Annotated in this window: 15 protein-coding genes; 6 read left to right on the plus strand and 9 right to left on the minus strand. The window is 74.7% G+C overall.

The features are described 5' to 3' along the window. Positions 1 to 82: 82 nt before the first annotated feature. The gene (locus OG799_RS20090) at positions 83 to 871 is read right to left on the minus strand and encodes a sporulation protein (RefSeq protein WP_406046346.1); all 789 of its coding nucleotides are present in this window, start codon (positions 869 to 871) and stop codon (positions 83 to 85) included. 247 nt (positions 872 to 1,118) lie between these two features. Between OG799_RS20090 and sigB the strand changes: the two genes are divergently transcribed. Continuing rightward, entirely contained in the window at positions 1,119 to 2,135 is a 1,017-nt protein-coding gene (sigB, locus tag OG799_RS20095) for an RNA polymerase sigma factor SigB (protein ID WP_406036707.1), read from the plus strand. A 91-nt stretch (positions 2,136 to 2,226) separates the two neighbouring features. Further along, positions 2,227 to 2,634, plus strand: a complete 408-nt coding sequence (locus OG799_RS20100) for a VOC family protein (RefSeq protein WP_406036708.1) — start codon at positions 2,227 to 2,229, stop codon at positions 2,632 to 2,634. A 52-nt stretch (positions 2,635 to 2,686) separates the two neighbouring features. Here OG799_RS20100 and OG799_RS20105 read toward each other — a convergent pair whose 3' ends face one another. From OG799_RS20105 to OG799_RS20115, 3 genes are read right to left on the minus strand one after another with little or no spacing between them, the layout of a single operon-like run. Then, entirely contained in the window at positions 2,687 to 5,242 is a 2,556-nt protein-coding gene (locus tag OG799_RS20105; RefSeq protein ID WP_406036709.1) for a GNAT family N-acetyltransferase, read from the minus strand. Between the two features lie 25 nt (positions 5,243 to 5,267). Beyond that, positions 5,268 to 6,449 (minus strand): acetoin utilization protein AcuC, encoded by a 1,182-nt coding sequence (locus tag OG799_RS20110; RefSeq protein WP_406036710.1) that lies wholly within the window; start codon positions 6,447 to 6,449, stop codon positions 5,268 to 5,270. Between the two features lie 39 nt (positions 6,450 to 6,488). After that, positions 6,489 to 7,346 (minus strand): sulfurtransferase, encoded by an 858-nt coding sequence (locus OG799_RS20115; RefSeq protein ID WP_406036711.1) that lies wholly within the window; start codon positions 7,344 to 7,346, stop codon positions 6,489 to 6,491. 98 nt (positions 7,347 to 7,444) lie between these two features. On the opposite strand from OG799_RS20115, the gene OG799_RS20120 reads away from it, so the two are divergent. Then, on the plus strand, positions 7,445 to 8,131 hold the full coding sequence (locus tag OG799_RS20120) for a metal-dependent transcriptional regulator (protein WP_406036712.1): 687 nt from the start codon (positions 7,445 to 7,447) through the stop codon (positions 8,129 to 8,131). A 14-nt stretch (positions 8,132 to 8,145) separates the two neighbouring features. Here OG799_RS20120 and OG799_RS20125 read toward each other — a convergent pair whose 3' ends face one another. From OG799_RS20125 to OG799_RS20135, 3 genes are all read right to left on the minus strand, one after another. After that, on the minus strand, positions 8,146 to 8,694 hold the full coding sequence (locus OG799_RS20125; RefSeq protein ID WP_406036713.1) for a hypothetical protein: 549 nt from the start codon (positions 8,692 to 8,694) through the stop codon (positions 8,146 to 8,148). Between the two features lie 66 nt (positions 8,695 to 8,760). Continuing rightward, on the minus strand, positions 8,761 to 9,003 hold the full coding sequence (locus OG799_RS20130) for a DUF5522 domain-containing protein (protein WP_406036714.1): 243 nt from the start codon (positions 9,001 to 9,003) through the stop codon (positions 8,761 to 8,763). 61 nt (positions 9,004 to 9,064) lie between these two features. Beyond that, entirely contained in the window at positions 9,065 to 10,042 is a 978-nt protein-coding gene (locus OG799_RS20135; RefSeq protein ID WP_406036715.1) for an asparaginase, read from the minus strand. Between the two features lie 208 nt (positions 10,043 to 10,250). On the opposite strand from OG799_RS20135, the gene OG799_RS20140 reads away from it, so the two are divergent. Then, positions 10,251 to 10,790, plus strand: a complete 540-nt coding sequence (locus OG799_RS20140; protein WP_406046347.1) for an RNA polymerase sigma factor — start codon at positions 10,251 to 10,253, stop codon at positions 10,788 to 10,790. Continuing rightward, a complete protein-coding gene (locus OG799_RS20145) occupies positions 10,787 to 11,758 on the plus strand; it encodes a hypothetical protein (RefSeq protein ID WP_406036716.1) in 972 nt (323 codons plus the stop codon). Before OG799_RS20140 ends, OG799_RS20145 begins: the two co-directional genes overlap by 4 nt. 60 nt (positions 11,759 to 11,818) lie before the next feature. Here the strand turns inward: OG799_RS20145 and OG799_RS20150 are convergent, their stop codons facing one another. Beyond that, positions 11,819 to 12,340, minus strand: a complete 522-nt coding sequence (locus tag OG799_RS20150) for a class I SAM-dependent DNA methyltransferase (RefSeq protein WP_406036717.1) — start codon at positions 12,338 to 12,340, stop codon at positions 11,819 to 11,821. A gap of 250 nt (positions 12,341 to 12,590) precedes the next feature. Here OG799_RS20150 and OG799_RS20155 point away from each other — a divergent pair, with 250 nt between their 5' ends. Next, a complete protein-coding gene (locus tag OG799_RS20155; RefSeq protein WP_406036718.1) occupies positions 12,591 to 13,856 on the plus strand; it encodes an MFS transporter in 1,266 nt (421 codons plus the stop codon). A gap of 187 nt (positions 13,857 to 14,043) precedes the next feature. On the opposite strand, the gene OG799_RS20160 is transcribed toward OG799_RS20155, so the two are convergent. Beyond that, positions 14,044 to 15,051 carry a hypothetical protein gene (locus tag OG799_RS20160; RefSeq protein WP_406036719.1) on the minus strand — a complete coding sequence of 336 codons (1,008 nt, stop codon included), beginning with the start codon at positions 15,049 to 15,051 and terminating at the stop codon, positions 14,044 to 14,046. Between the last annotated feature and the right edge of the window lie 18 nt (positions 15,052 to 15,069).

Genomic DNA, 15,069 nt, shown 5'->3' on the forward strand with positions numbered 1-15,069 from the left:
TCCTGGTTGATCAAGGGGCTCGCGTCCTCCGCCGCCGGACTCCGGACGCAAACCTCTTGATCAACGGGAGCTGCGGGCGCCGTCAGAGGAAGAGGCCGCGGCGCTGGACGGACTGGCGCAACCAGCCGTCGAGCTGAGCGGCCCAGTCCGTCCGGTCGACCGTGGCGTGGTCCACGGTGAAGCGGCCGAAGGCGTCGCGGCCCTCGGTGAAGACCCCGCCCCGCTTGTCGATCTCCAGCACCACCTGCACCTGCTGCGGGTCGGTGACGAAGGTGACCTCGAGCTGGTTGATCGCCCGGGCGTACTGCGGCGCGGGGTGGAACTCGATCTCCTGGTAGAACGGCAGGCTCTGCCGTACCCCGTAGATGTGCCCGCGCTCCACGTCGGCCCGGGCGAACCGGAAGCCCAGCCGCAGCAACGCCTCCAGCAGCCGCTCCTGGGCCGGCAGCGGGTGCACCGCCACCGGGTCCAGGTCGCCGGAGTCGACCGCCCGGGCCACCTCCAACTCGGTACGCAGCCCCATTGTCATCCCGTGCAGGTGCTGGCCGTACAGGTCGGTCAGCGGCGTCTCCCACGGCACGTCGAACCGGAACGGGACGTCGTACCGCTGCCCCGTCTCCAGTCGGAACGCCCCGGTGACCTGCCTGCGGCCGAACTCCTGGTTGGTGTCGTAGTCGGAGTCCCCGCTCTCCACCTCGACCCGGGTCATCAGGCCGAGGGCCACGTAGGACACGTCCACCGCGTGGTCGCCACCGACCACCTGGATCCGGCCCTCCAGCTGGCCACCGGAGCGGCAGTTCGGGTTGGCCAGCACCGTCTCCACCGAGGGACCACCCACACCCATCGCCTGCATGAGCCGCTTGAAGACCACCACGTCCTCCGATCGCCTTGTCCCTGTCCGGCCCGAGGTGGCCGACCGCTGGCACGGTAACCGTGGCCGGCAAGGTCGCCCGGTGCCGACACACCGTGCCCCACATCTGACCGATTCCTGTCGGGTCCCCGATCGCCTCACTCCCGTTTCACGCCCCGACCGCCAAGCTGTTCCTCACCGGCACCACCGCGCCGGTAAGCGGCACGGAATCCGGTACGCGGCACGAAGGACACGGGGAGAGACAGAGATGGCCCTGCAGATGATCGAGCACCAGACCCGCCCGGCTGCCACCGTCGACGCCGAGCCCGGCATCGAAACCCTGACCGATCTGGACGCCACCGACGAGCGCGGCGTCTCGACCGACCTGGTCCGGGCGTACCTGAACGGGATCGGCCGCACCAAGCTGCTCACCGCCGCGCAGGAGGTCGAGCTCAGCAGGCGGATCGAGGCCGGCCTCTTCGCCGAGGAGAAGCTCGCCGCCTGCACGCCGGTCTCCGCTGAGCTGCGGGCCGACCTGGCGCTGATCGTGGCCGAGGGTCGCGCCGCCAAGAACCACCTGCTGGAGGCGAACCTGCGGCTGGTGGTGAGCATCGCCAAGCGGTACACCGGACGCGGCATGGCGTTCCTGGACCTGATCCAGGAGGGCAACCTCGGCCTGATCCGCGCGGTCGAGAAGTTCGACTACACCAAGGGCTACAAGTTCTCCACCTACGCCACCTGGTGGATCCGCCAGGCCATCACCCGCGCCATGGCCGACCAGGCCCGCACCATCCGCATCCCGGTGCACATGGTCGAGCAGGTCAACCGGATGGTCCGGGCCCGCCGGGAACTGTCGGTCTCGCTCGGCCGGGAGCCCACCGTCGCCGAGGTGGCCGCCGCGCTGGGCGTCCCCGAGTACCAGGTGATCGAGCTGATCTCGTACGACCGGGAGCCGGTCAGCCTGGACCAGGCGGTCGGCGACGACGGGGAGAGCGCGCTCGGTGACTTCGTCGCCGCGGTGGACCCGCGCGCGGAGCCGGGCGACGCCGCCGCCGACGGCGAGCTGCGCAACGAGGTGCGGATCGTGCTGGCCACCCTCTCCCAGCGGGAGCAGGCGGTGATCCGGCTCCGGTTCGGCCTGGACGACGGCCGGCAGCGCACCCTCGACGAGGTGGGCCGGGAGTTCGGCCTGTCCCGCGAGCGGATCCGGCAGATCGAGAAGGTGACGCTGCTCAAGCTGCGCGCCCCCGAGCGGGCGAACCGCCTGGAGGCGTACGCCTGCTGAGCGGTCGGAATCGAAGGCCCCGGCGATTCGCCGGGGCCTTCGCCGTGTGGCGCCCTTGACTCCCCGCTCCGGTCGGGCAGGGTGCGAAGGCATGAACTGGACGCTGGAAGTGGTGGTGGTGCCGGTCTCCGACGTGGACCGGGCCAAGGAGTTCTACGCCGACCGTCTCGGCTTCGCCGTCGACCACGACACCCGCATCGGCGACGATGTACGGATCGTGCAGCTCACTCCCCCGGGCTCGGGCTGCTCGATCGTGGTCGGCACCGGCGCCGTCCCGGACATGCCGCCGGGCTCGCTCAAGGGCCTCCAACTGGTCGTGCCGGACCTGGAGAAGGCCCGCGCCGAACTGGTCGAGCGGGGCGTCGAGGTCAGCGAGATCCAGGTGGTCGGGCGCAACCCGCGACCGGTGCCGCACCGGCTGGACAACGTCGGCTTCGTCTTCTTCACCGACCCGGACGGCAACGCCTGGGGCGTGCAGCAGATCTCCAGCCGGGCCTGAGGTGTCAAAAGGGGCCCCTGCTCTACCGCAGGCGTTGACAGGGGGCCCTTCCTCAGAGGCGGCGCGGGCCGGTGTCGGGGCGGGGGGCCTCGAGGCCGGTGCGGACGGTGGCGTGCAGCACCGAGATGCCGTCCGGGCGGGCCAGCACCGGGTTGAGGGTCAGCGAGCGGACCCGGGGCTGCTCGTCGGCGAGCCGGCCGACCCGCAGCAGCAGGTCGACCAGGGCGGCCCGGTCCACCGGCGCGGCACCCCGGTGCCCGCGCAGCAGCGGCGCCGCCCGGGGCTCGTCGACCAGCTCGGCGGCGTCCCGGTCGGTCAGCGGGACGGCCCGCCACGCCCGGTCGCCGAGCAGTTCGGTGGCGACGCCGCCGAGCCCGAAGCCGACCACCGGCCCGAACGCCGGATCCTCCAGCAGCTCCACGACGCAGGCAACCCCGGGCGGGACCATCGGCTGGACCAGGACGTCCGGCCCGAAGACCGGCGCCATGTCCGCGTAGGCGCGACGCAGCGCGTCCGGGTCGGCCAGGTCGAGGCGGACCGCGCCGAGATCCAGGCGATGCCGCAGGCCGGGCGCGGCGGCCTTCAACGCCACCGGCCAGCCGAGCCGGCCGGCGGCCTCGACCGCCTCGTCGGCCGTCCGCGCCGGCGCCGACGCCACCACGTCGATCCCGTACGCCCGCAGCAGCGCCGCCGGATCGGCGCCGTCGGCCCGGAACGCGGCCTGCCCGGCGGCCCGGTCGACCCGGTCCAGCTCGGGCAGCACGCCGGGCGGCCGGCGCAGCCAGTCGGCGTACGCGGTGACCCGGGCGAGGGCCCGGACCGCCTCCTCCACGCTCGGGTACGCGGGCACCCCGGCGGGCACCCGTCCGGCCAGGAACGTCGCCACCACCGGCTTGCCGGCGGCGAGGGCGTCGGGCAGGGCGGCGGTGAAGTCGGCGTCCGGGTCGGCGAGCTGGCCGGGCAGCGGCGGGGCGAAGACCGCCACCACCGCGTCCACGTTCTCGTCGGCGGCGGAGGCGGCGAGCGCGGCGGCGTACTCGGCGGCGTGGGCCCGGGGGCCGACGTCGCGCGGACAGCCGTCGGCGACGGTGAGGCCCTGGGCGGCGCAGGCGGTGGCGGCCAATCCGGTCAGCGCGGAGGAGTTGCCCACCACGGCGACCCGGCGGCCCGCCGGCAGCGGCTGGTGGGCCAGCAGCACGCCGACGTCGAGCAGTTCGGAGACGGTGTCCACCCGGATCACCCCGGACTGGGCGAACAGCGCGCTGACCGCGGCGGTGTCCAGGGCCGGCGCGTCGCCGACGCCGGGCGGGCGGGCCAGCGAGGCGAGCGCCACCACCGGCTTGCTCCGGCCGATCCGCCGGGCCAGCCGGGCGAACTTGCGCGGGTTGCCGAACGTCTCCAGGTAGAGGGTGATGACGTCGGTGCCGGGATCGTCCTGCCAGTACTGGAGCAGGTCATTGCCGGAGACGTCGGCCCGGTTGCCGGCCGACACGAAGCTGGACAGGCCCAGCCCCCGCCGGGATGCCTCGGCGAGCAGCGCCACCCCGAACGCGCCGGACTGGCTGAAGATCCCCACCCGTCCGGGGGCGGGCAGCACCGGGGCGAGGGTCGCGTTGAGGCGTACCGCGGCGTCGGTGTTGGCGACGCCGAGACAGTTCGGGCCGACCACCCGCATGCCGGCCAGGTGCGCGGCGCGGACCAGGGCCCGCTGGGCCGCCGCCCCCTCCGGCCCGGCCTCGGCGAAGCCGGCGGAGATGACCACCAGGCCGTGCGCGCCGGTTCTCGTCGCGTCGGCCACCACCTCGGTCACCGCGTCCGGGGCCACCGCGACGACCGCGAGGTCGATGTCCAGCCCGGCGTCGGCCGCCGACGGGTACGCGGGCAGCCCGGCCACCGTCGACGCGGTCGGGTGCACCGGCACGATCGCCCCGGTGAACCCGCCGTCGCGCAGGTGCCCGAGCACCGCCGCCCCGACGCCCTGCCCGGTGGCACTCGCCCCGTAGACGGCGATGCCGCGGGGGGCGAGCAGCCGGGCGATGGAGCGGGACTCGGTGCGGTGTTCCCGGCCGCGCTGCACCTCCAGGGTGGCCTCGGTGGGGGCGATCGGGAAGCTCAGGTGCACCACGCCGTCGGCGTACTGGCGTTGGACCTGGTAGCCGAAGTCGGCGAAGACCCGCAGCATCGCCCCGTTGGCCGGTAACACCTCGGCGACGAAGTGCACGATGCCGAAGCGGCGGGCCGTGTCGGCGAGGTGCTCCAGCAGCACCGAGCCGATGCCCCGGCCCTGGTGGGCGTCCTCGACCACGAAGGCCACCTCGGCCTCCGGGGACCCGGGGCCGAGCCGCTCGTACCGGCCTACGGCCACGATCCGGTCACCGGCCAGCACCACGAACGCCTCCCGGTCGCGGTGGTCGACGTTGACGAACCGTTGCAGGTCCCGCTCGGGAATGCGCGGGTACGGCGAGAAGTAGCGCAGGTAGCGGGTGCGCTCGGAGAAGCGCCCGTGCATCGCCACGATCGCCGGGGCGTCGGCCGGACGGATCTGTCGCAGCTGGACGGTCGTACCGTCGCTGAGCAGCACGTCCACGGGCTGTTCCACGGTGGTCACCGGCCGGTCCTCCCCCACCGCCGGCTCAGTCGCGCGGGTCGTGCGGATCGAGCCCGAGCAGCGGGAAGACCGCCCTGCGGGTGGCCGTGATGGCCCGGTCCACCGCGTTCGGCTCCCCGGTGGGCTGCCACGGCTCGTACGCCGGGTCGACGTCGTCGGTCATCCGCAGCGGCACCTCCCGGCCGGGCCTGCGGGCGGCGGCCAGCTCCCGCCAGGCCGGCGGGGTCAACGCGGCCGGGTCGACCGGCTCGCCGGTGGCCACGGCCAGCAGGTGGGTCCAGGCCCGGGGCACCACCTCGACCAGCGCGTACCCGCCGCCGCCGGTGGCCACCCAGCGGCCGTCGCAGAGCTCGTCGGCGAGCGCGCGCAGGGCCAGGTAGGTGGCCCGCTGCCCGTCCACGGACAGGTGCAGGTCGGCGAGCGGGTCCAGCCGATGGCCGTCCGCCCCGCACTGGGTGACCAGCAGTTGGGGCCGGAACGCCCGCAGCACCGACGGCACGATCGCGTGGAACGCGCGCTGCCAGCCGGCGTCGCCGACCCCGGGCGGCAGCGGCACGTTGACCGCGCTGCCCTCCGCGCCCGGCCCGCCGGTCTCGTCGGGGAACCCGGTGCCGGGGAAGAGGGCGAGCGGGGTCTCGTGCAGGCTGATCGTGAGCACCCGCGGGTCGTCGTAGAAGATCTGCTGCACGCCGTCACCGTGGTGCACGTCCACGTCGACGTACGCGATCCGCTCGGCGCCCAGGTCCAGCAGGCGGGCGATGGCCACCGCCGGGTCGTTGTAGACACAGAAGCCGGCGGCCCGGTCGGGCATCGCGTGGTGCAGGCCGCCGGCGACGTTGACCGCGCGGCGGGCCTCGCCGCGCCACACCGCCTCGGCCGCGGCCACGCTGGCCCCGGCGATCAGGGCGCTGGACTCGTGCATGCCGTCGAAAACGGGATTGTCCGACGTGCCCAGCCCGAAGCCGGCGAAGAGCGGGTCGCGCGGCGCGGCCCGGACCGCCTCCAGGTAGCGGGCGTCGTGCACCCGGGTCAGCAGCGCGTCGTCGGCCGGCTCCGGCTTGACCAGGCGCACCCCGGGCCGGTCCAGCACACCGAGCTCACGGGCCAGCGCCATGGTCAGCTCGACCCGCACCGGGTCGAGCGGATGGTCACCCATGTCGTAGGCGAGCAGGGCCTCGTCCCACACCACCACCGTGTCGTCCGACATGCGTGCCATCGTCGCACGCGGGTCGGCCGGTCGCCCTGCTCAGCTCTCAGGTGTCTCCCCGGTGGCGACCGGCCGGGCCGGGTCGGCCACCCAGTTGCTCCACGAGCCGACGTAGAGCGCCGCGTCGGGCCGGCCGGCGAGGTGCAGCGCGAGGACGGCCTGGGCGGCGGTGACCCCGGATCCGCAGTACGCCCCGACCGGCGCGGCGTCGGTCACGCCCGCCGCCGCGAACCGCTCGCGCAGCGCCTCGACGGCCGGGAAGCGGCCGTCGCCGACGTACTCGGGGGCGGGCAGGTTCACCGCGCCCGGCACGTGCCCGGCGACCGGGTCGATCGGCTCGGCCTCGCCCCGGTAGCGGGGCGCGGCGCGCACGTCGAGCAGCACCCCGATGTCGGCGGCGGCGAGGCGGGCGGCGGCCCCGGCGTCGAGGACCGGCAGCGCGCCGGGTGCGACGGTGACGTCACCGGGGGCCGGGCTGGGCGGCTCGGTGGAGGTGGGCAGGCCGGCGGCGACCCAGGCCGGGAAGCCGCCGTGCAGCAGGCGTACCGGGCGGTGCCCGGCCCAGCGCAGCGTCCACCAGCCGCGGGCGGCGGACATGCCGTCGCCGCCGTCGTACACCACGACAGGGTGACCGGCGCGGACGCCGGCGGCCCGCAGCGCGGCCTCGAGCTGGGCGGGGTCGGGCAGCGGGTGCCGGCCGGCGGCACCGGGCCGGCCGCAGAGCTCGGTGTCCAGGTCGACGAAGACCGCGCCGGGCAGGTGACCGGCGGCGTAGTCGTCCCGGCCGGGCGGGCCGGCGAGCCGCCAGCGAACGTCGAGCAGGGTGGGCGGATCGGCGCGGTCGAGCTCGGCGGCGAGCTGGTCGGCTTCGACCAGCAGCTCCTCGGTTCCGGACATGAGGTCCAGTCAACACCATCCGGGCAGCGACCTCGCGGTTCGCCGGCGGCCGATCGTCGCCCCTCCGGGGTAGCATCGACCACCGGGAGGCCGCCGACGTGAAGCATGACCTGGTCGATACGACCGAGATGTACCTGCGCACCATCCTCGAGCTGGAGGAGGAGGGGGTGCCGCCGCTGCGCGCCCGGATCGCGGAGCGGCTGCGGCAGAGCGGTCCCACCGTCAGCCAGACCGTCGCCCGGATGGAACGGGACGGCCTGCTCACCGTCGAGGGCGACCGGCACCTGTCGCTCACCGCGCTGGGCCGCGGCACCGCCGTCTCGGTGATGCGCAAGCACCGCCTGGCCGAGCTGCTGCTGGTCAACGTGATCGGGATGCCCTACGAGGAGGCCCACGAGGAGGCCTGCCGGTGGGAGCACGTGATGAGCGACGCGGTCGAGAAGCGGGTCTACGACCTGCTCAATCGGCCGACCCGCTCGCCGTACGGCAACCCGATCCCGGGCCTGGAGGAGCTGGGCAGCCCCGAGCAGCCCGAGACCGACACCGTGGAGGGCGAGCGCAACCTGGCGTTCCCGGGCCTCTCCGGGCCGGTCGTGGTGCGGCGGATCTGCGAGAGCGTGCAGACCGATGCGGACGTACTCCGGCAGCTGCACGCCGCGGGCGTGGACCCGGGCGCCACGGTCACCGTGGCCCAGGAACGCGACGGGGTGTCGATCGACCGCTCCGGTGACCGGATCCGGCTGCCCCGCGAGGTGGCCTCCCGGGTGTTCGTCGCCGCCCACTGACTTCCCCGGCTGCCTCAGATCCGGCGGGTGTCCACCGTCTTCGCCAGGGTGACCAGCTTGCCGGCCGCCGCCTCGGCGGTCGCCTTGTCGGCGCCGGGCGGGCAGGTCCAGATCAGGGTGGCCAGCCGCCCGTCGGTGGCGAGCCAACCCACCTCGGCCACCGGCCCGGCCTTCGCGGTCTTGGGCAGCGTACGGCGGTAGGCGATCTGACCGAGTTTGGTGACCTTCTTGGCCCCGTCGGGCAGCACGTCGAGGGTGAAGGTCGACTTGTCGATCGAGGTCTCGGTGACCGTGAGGGTCAGCTCCGGCAGGACGGCCTGCTCCGCCCGCACCACGCAGGTGTGGGTGTCCCCCCGGTCGCTGGCCGCCGCCACGTCGAACCGGTCGCCGGTGTGCTTCGCGATCAGCCCGAAGTCGAGCAGCCGGCAGGCCCCACCTGAGGAGGCGGCCGCCACTTCCACCGTCACCGGCTCCGCCGCGGGCACCGCCACCGGCTCGGCCTCCGCGGCGCAGCCGCCGGTCAGTGCCACGACCGCCCCCGCGAGCCAGATCCGCCCGTGCACGTCACCCCTCCCCCGCCTGATGTCCGTCGGACACCGTACGGGCTGCCCCTCCTCGGACGGAAGCCCTCAATCGTCCACATACGGACAGTGCCGGCACCCTCGCCCACAGCAGGTGCCCCGCCGCGCCAGGAAGCCGGCGCTGAGCACGAAGAGGCCGGTCGCCGGGTCGAGGTAGCCGGCCTCCCCCGCGGCCAGCGCGGCGGCGTGCGCGGCCAGGATCTCCGCCCGCTCCGGGTGCTCAGGCGGCAGCCGGGACGGGTGCGGCTCGGTCAGCGGCCGACCCGCCAACGGTCGTCGCTCTCCGGTCACCGGGCGAGTCTACGGAGCCCCCGACCGGCCGGCTCAGCGGCGGCCGACCGGCCGCCGCGGCTCAGCCGTGGCGGGCGAACGCGGCCGTGATCTCGGCGCGGTCCGCGCCGCCGGCCAGCAGCAGGCGCAGCAGCACCTTTGCCTTGTACGGGTCGAGCAGCCCGCCGTTGACCAGCCCCCGCCGCCGCAGGTCGGTCTCCGAGCCGACCGCGCCGTAGGTGTGCCGCAGCACCGAACCGGCGCCGGTGCGCGAGGTGAGCACCACCGGCATCCGGTCGGCCAGCACGCCGAGCACCGGGGCGAAGGCCGGGGGGACGTGGCCCACCCCGAAGCCCGCCACCACCAGCCCCTGCCGACCGTCGGTGAGCGCGTCGAGCAGCGTCACGTCGTCGTCGAGGGTGACCGTGTGCACGGCCACCCGGGTGGCGGCCAGCCGGTCCGGGTCCGCGGCCGGCAGCGGGGCGTGCCGTGCCGGCCGGGTGAGCAGGCGTACCTCGCCCTCGATCACGTGACCGAGCGGGCCGGCGTTGGGCGAGGCGAAGGTGGCCGTACTGGTGCTGTGGGTCTTGCGGACGTACCGGGCGGCGTGGATCTCGTCGTTGAACGCGACCAGGACGCCGAGGTCGCGGGCCGCCGGCGCGGCGGCGACCCGGACGGCGGCGAGCAGGTTCGCCGGGCCGTCCGGACCGGCCAGGGTGGGGTTGCGCATCGCGCCGGTGAAGACCAGCGGCGCCGGGCGCGGCCAGACCAGGTCGGCCAGGAAGGCGGTCTCCTCCAGGGTGTCGGTGCCCTGGGTCACCACCACGCCGGTCGCCCCGTCCGTCACCGCCGCGCCCGCCACGGCCACCAGGTCGAGGATCCGGCGGTACGTCAGGTCGGCGCTCGGCACCGCCTCGACGTCCCGCATCTCCAGCGGGAAGTCGGCCAGCCCGGGCACGGCGGCGGCGAGTTCGGCCCCGGTCAGCCGGGTGACCACGCCGCCCGGGCCGGCCCCCGCCATCGCGATGGTGCCGCCGAGGGTGAGGATGCAGATGGTCACGCCTGGTTCCTTTCGCCGCGCCCGGTCGGGGAAGGACCCTACCCTCGGCGACCCGTGCCACCGTGAACCCGTCGCCGCCCATCGGGCATGAACGGATGTGACCAACGTGCAGCGGGCCCACACCCACGAGCGAAAGCAGCCCGACGACAACGCCCTCGGACCGCCCGACACCGATGACGCGGGCGACGGGGAGCCGTCCGACGTCGACCTGATCCGGGCGTCCGCCACCGTCCCGGAGCGGTTCGCGCCCCTGTTCGACCGGCATGCCGCGGCCGTCCACCGCTACCTCGCCCGCCGGATCGGCCCACTCGCCGACGACCTGCTGGGCGAGACGTTCCTGGTGGCGTTCCGGCGGCGGGGTGACTACCGGTCGACCGGCGTCGGAGTGCGTCCCTGGCTGTTCGGCATCGCCACCAACCTGCTGCGCCACCACGTCCGCCAGGAGGAGCGGCGGTACCGCGCGCTGGTCCGCCTCGCCGCCACGGACGAGTCGCCGGTTCCGGTGGAGGACGCCATCGACCGGGTCGACGCCCGGGCGCTGCGGCGGGATTTGGCCGCCGCAATGGCCACCCTCCGGCACGGCGACCGGGACGTGCTGCTGCTGACCGCCTGGGCCGACCTGTCGTACGACGAGATCGCCGCCGTCCTCGACATCCCCACCGGCACCGTCCGCTCCCGGCTGCACCGGGCCCGACGGCTGACCCGGCTCGCCCTCGATCCCGCGCCGAGCACCCAGGAGCCGTCATGAACGAGATCACCGCGCTGCGGGCGTACGGCCCGGACGCGCCGCCCGCCACCGCGCAGGCACTCGCCGCCGCCCGTGCCCGGCTCGTCGCCGAGTGCGCCGGCGACCCGGTCCGGCCGGGCGTCATCGGATCCCGTCCCACGGCGCGCCGCCGGACGCTGCTCGTGGCGGCCGCCGCGGTGGTCGTGGCGGCCGGGGCCGGGGCGCTGGTGCTGCCCGACAACCGGCCCGCCACCGCGCCGCCGGGGTCCCTCTCCCTGGTGGCGGTGCGGATCCCCGAATTCCCGCTCACTCTGCGGCCCCGACCGGCCGGGCTGGCGGCACCCCGGTTCAGTCTCGACGACGGCGGCTTCCTTGCCGTGTACCTGGCCCGGGACGGCGTCAGCGACGTCTACCTGCAGGTCACGGACCGCCCGCAGACGAGCCACGTCGGGCCGGTCCGGCCCGTGACGGTCGCTGGCCGCCCCGGCGAACTCGAGGTCAGCGCCGAGGGCAGCGGCGTCCGGTCGGCCGCGGTGAGCTGGGAGCGTTCGCCCGGCCAGTGGGTGACGGTGGTCGGCATCGGCACCCGCGCCAGTGCGGAGGCGGTGACCGCGATCGCCGCCACGGTGGTGGACCAGCCCCAGCCGGTGCCGCTGCGGGTCCGGCTCGCCCCCGCGGGGTGGACGGTGGCGGCGTTCAAGGACGACCAGATCCTCACCCTGCGCGGCGCCACCCCCGACGAGATCCTCTCCGTGCAGGTCGTCGCCAACCCGGAGCCGGATCTCCGGCACCAGGTGATGGGGGCACGGGAGGAACGGCGGGTCACCGTCGGCGGGCGGGACGCCACGCTGATCCGGGCGGACGACATGTGGTTTCTCCAGGCGGAGGTGCCCGACGGCGCGGTGGTGAACATCCAGGCGCCACTGGTGCTGACCGTGGAGCAGGTGGTCTCGATCGCGGAGCAGGTGTCGGTGGTCCGGGGCCGGTAGCGCCGCCGGACGCGGTGGGCGGTGGTCCCCGTCGACGCTCGGCCGTCGGGGCCACCGTGCTCAGCGGTCGACCGTGCCGTCCGTGCGGACCGCCAGCAGGAACGACTGCGGCCCCTTCTCCCGGTCCTCGCGCTCCCGGTCCAGCCGGGCGTGCAGCGTGAACCTGGCCGCCGCGAGCTGGGCGGCGACCCGGGCCGGCGACAGCCAGTGCACGTCGTACGAGACGGTGTGGCCGTACGCCTGCTCCAGGCGGTGCAGCCGGTCGCCGGCCTTGAAGGCGAGCAGCAGCCGACCGCCCGGGACGAGCACCCGGTGGAACTCGGCGAACACGCCGGGCATCTGCTCCGGCGGCACGTGGATGATCGAGTACCAGGCGACGAGGCCGGCGAGGGCGCCGTCCGCCACCGGCAGGTCGGTCATCGAGCCGACCGCGAAGCGCAGCTCCGGGTGCTGGCGGCGGGCCACCGCCACCATGCCGGCTGACAGGTCGACGCCGGAGACGTCCAGCCCTAGGTCGCGCAGGTGGGCGGTGATCCGGCCGGTGCCGCAGCCCACCTCGACCACCGGCCCCGACCCGCGCACCTGCTCGCGAACGTGGCCAGCATCGACCGGTCCAGCGCCCCCTCCCCAACGTCCGGAAGGAGTCGGGCGTAGTCGACGGCGACGGTGTCGTACGCGGCTCGGGTCTCGGTCATCCAGTGCGGTTCCGTCATGAGCCCGCACCCTAGCCGCCTCGGCCCGCAAATGCGGTGCCGTCCGGTCGCGGCCGGGGGTAGGGTGCCCGGGCCCCGGCGACCGGCCCGCGGCGCTCGCCAGACAGACAGGCTCAGCAGTGACGGCCCAATCGACCCGACCCGCCGCCAACCCGGCCCGCCCCTCGCTGTGGCGCAGCCGGAACTTCCTGCTGCTGTGGAGCGGCCAGACGGTCAGCGAACTCGGCACCCGGGTCTCCGGGGTGGCGGTGCCGCTGCTCGCCGCGGACACCCTCGGCGCCAGCGTCTTCCAGATCTCCCTGCTGACCTTCCTGGCCTGGTTGCCGTACCTGATCTTCTCGCTGCCGGCCGGGATCCTGACCGACCGGGTCGACCAGCGGCGGCTGATGATCGCGTGCGACCTGGGCCGGGCCGCGCTCCTGCTGTCGCTGCCGGTGGTCGCCCTGGTCGGGCACCTCACCCTGGTCTTCCTGTACGTCGTGGTCGGCCTCTCCGGCGTGCTGACCGTCGCCTTCACGGTGGCGTACCGGAGCATGCTGCCCGGCCTCGTACCGGCGGAGCAGCTCGTCGACGGCAACGCCAAGCTGGTCACCAGCCAGCAGTTCGCCGAGCTGGCCGGGCCGACGCTGAGCGGCGCGCTGATCGCGCTGGTCGGCGCGGCCCGCACGTTCCTCACCACCGGCCTCTCCTTCGCGGTCAGCGCGGTGACGCTGCTGCGCATCCGGGCCACCCCGGACGCCGCGCCGCCGGCTGCCGGGCGGGTGACCGCACGGGCGGCCCTGGGCGAGGGGCTGGGTTTCGTCCGCCGGCAGCCGATCCTGGTGAAGCTGCTCGCCTGCACCACCACGTCGAACTTCTTCGTCATGGCCGCGAGCGCGATCGAGGTGCCGTTCCTGCGCCGGGAGCTGCACGCCTCGCCGCTGGTGATCGGGCTGGTCTTCTCCACCGGCGCGGTCGGCGGCCTGGTCGCCGGCGCCCTGGCCGAGCGGCTCTCCCGGCGGATCGGCACCGCCCGGATCATCTGGGTGGCGATGGCCGCGCCCGGACCGCTCTACCTGCTCATCCCGCTGGCCCGCCCGGGCTGGGGCGTGCTGCTATTCGCGGCCGGGTTCGCCGCGTTCTCCGCCAACGCGGTGCTGTTCAACGTGGCGGCGATGTCGTACCGGCAGCGGATCACCCCGGCGCCGCTGCTCGGCCGGGTCAACGCCGCGTTCCTGTGGATCTGCTACGGGGTGATCCCGCTCGGCGCGCTGCTCGGCGGCACGCTCGGCAGTCAGCTCGGGTTGCGGCCGGCGCTCTGGATCTGCGTGCTGGGCATGTGGAGCGCCGCGGTCTTCGTGGTCTGCTCGCCGCTGCGCCGGCTGCGCGACTTCCCGCCGGCCTGACCGGCCCTTCGGCAGCGGCGTCGGGCGCTACCTACGCCTGATCGACACTGCGCCGGCGCCGATGGTGATGGGCGCGAAGCTGCGATCGGCGACCCCGTCGGCGTTGCGCAGGTGCACTGCGCGGCGGCCGGGTGGCGGTCCCGCGGCCCCGGCCGGGGGCGATACCCGCCCACCGCACTCGGTCGACTCAGTCGGCGTCGGAGGTGGCCTTCTTCGCCCCGCCGCCGAGCAGCACGAGGACGATGATCCCGCCGATGACCCACGGGACGTAGTTGGTCTCCTCGCCGGGCCGCTTCTCCGCCCACGTCCGAACCTGCATCTGGACGGAGAAGCGGTCCCGGTCGCCGCCGACCCGCTTTACGACGGTGAGCAGGCTGCGCCGGCCGGCGTCGGTCAGCACGCAGTACCGGTTTCCGGTGTGCAGGTCGGCGTAGCGGAGGGTCTCCGACACGTAGTCGGTGTTCGCGGCGCACATCGCGTACGTGACCGGGGCGTCGCTCGGCACCACCGCGATCTGGGTTCCGGCGGTGAGGCTGCGGACCAGTCCCGTCCCGTCGTTGCCGATGTCCCCCTTGGAGCCGAGCACGTCCGTGACGTCCCAGTCCGGGCAGAGCGAGTCGAGGTCGGCGTAGTAGCCCTTGGAGAGCACCAGCGATCCCTCGTGCCGGACCGTCTCGGTCGACGGGCTGGCGCTCGGCGGCGCGGCGACGGCGGCCTGGGCGACGCACGGCTCGGCCGGTCCGGCGGTGGTGCCGGTCGCCGCCGGCAGGCCGGTCGCCACCGCGTCGCTTTTAGCGGCGGCCGAGGGGGCGGCAGTGGTCGTGGTCGCCGCCGGTGATCCCCCGCCACCGCCCAGCCCGACGACGACGATGACCACGAGCAGGCCCACCGCCATCGTGGCCAGCGCCGCTACGACGCTGGGCCGCCGGAGCAGCGACGGTCGCCGGTCACCCGGCTCCGGCTCCGGTTCCGATTCCGGTTCGGTGGCGGTCGCGCCACGTCGGGGCAGCTCGACGACGGCGACCACGAGCGCGCCCAACCCGATCAGCATGCCGATGACGCTGGCCGCCTTGTCCGCCCGGTCCAGCAACGCCTCGCTCATCAGCACCACGAGCAGGATCCAGCCGACCAGGGCGCTGACCGCGACCGCGACGACCGGGTTCCACGTGCGCGGCAGCTTCGGAGGCCAGGCCATGCCGGTATGTTGCCAGAC

Origin of the sequence: Micromonospora sp. NBC_00898 (assembly GCF_045207895.1) — a bacterium.
Lineage (GTDB): Bacteria > Actinomycetota > Actinomycetes > Mycobacteriales > Micromonosporaceae > Micromonospora.

What these genes read in the sequence shown, in the direction of transcription:
- OG799_RS20100 (WP_406036708.1), top strand. Translation starts at nt 2,227, where the DNA reads ATGAACTGGACGCTGGAAGTGGTGGTGGTGCCGGTCTCCGACGTGGAC.
- OG799_RS20115 (WP_406036711.1), bottom strand. Translation starts at nt 7,346, where the DNA reads ATGTCCGGAACCGAGGAGCTGCTGGTCGAAGCCGACCAGCTCGCCGCC.
- sigB (WP_406036707.1), top strand. Translation starts at nt 1,119, where the DNA reads ATGGCCCTGCAGATGATCGAGCACCAGACCCGCCCGGCTGCCACCGTC.
- OG799_RS20110 (WP_406036710.1), bottom strand. Translation starts at nt 6,449, where the DNA reads ATGTCGGACGACACGGTGGTGGTGTGGGACGAGGCCCTGCTCGCCTAC.
- OG799_RS20160 (WP_406036719.1), bottom strand. Translation starts at nt 15,051, where the DNA reads ATGGCCTGGCCTCCGAAGCTGCCGCGCACGTGGAACCCGGTCGTCGCG.
- OG799_RS20145 (WP_406036716.1), top strand. Translation starts at nt 10,787, where the DNA reads ATGAACGAGATCACCGCGCTGCGGGCGTACGGCCCGGACGCGCCGCCC.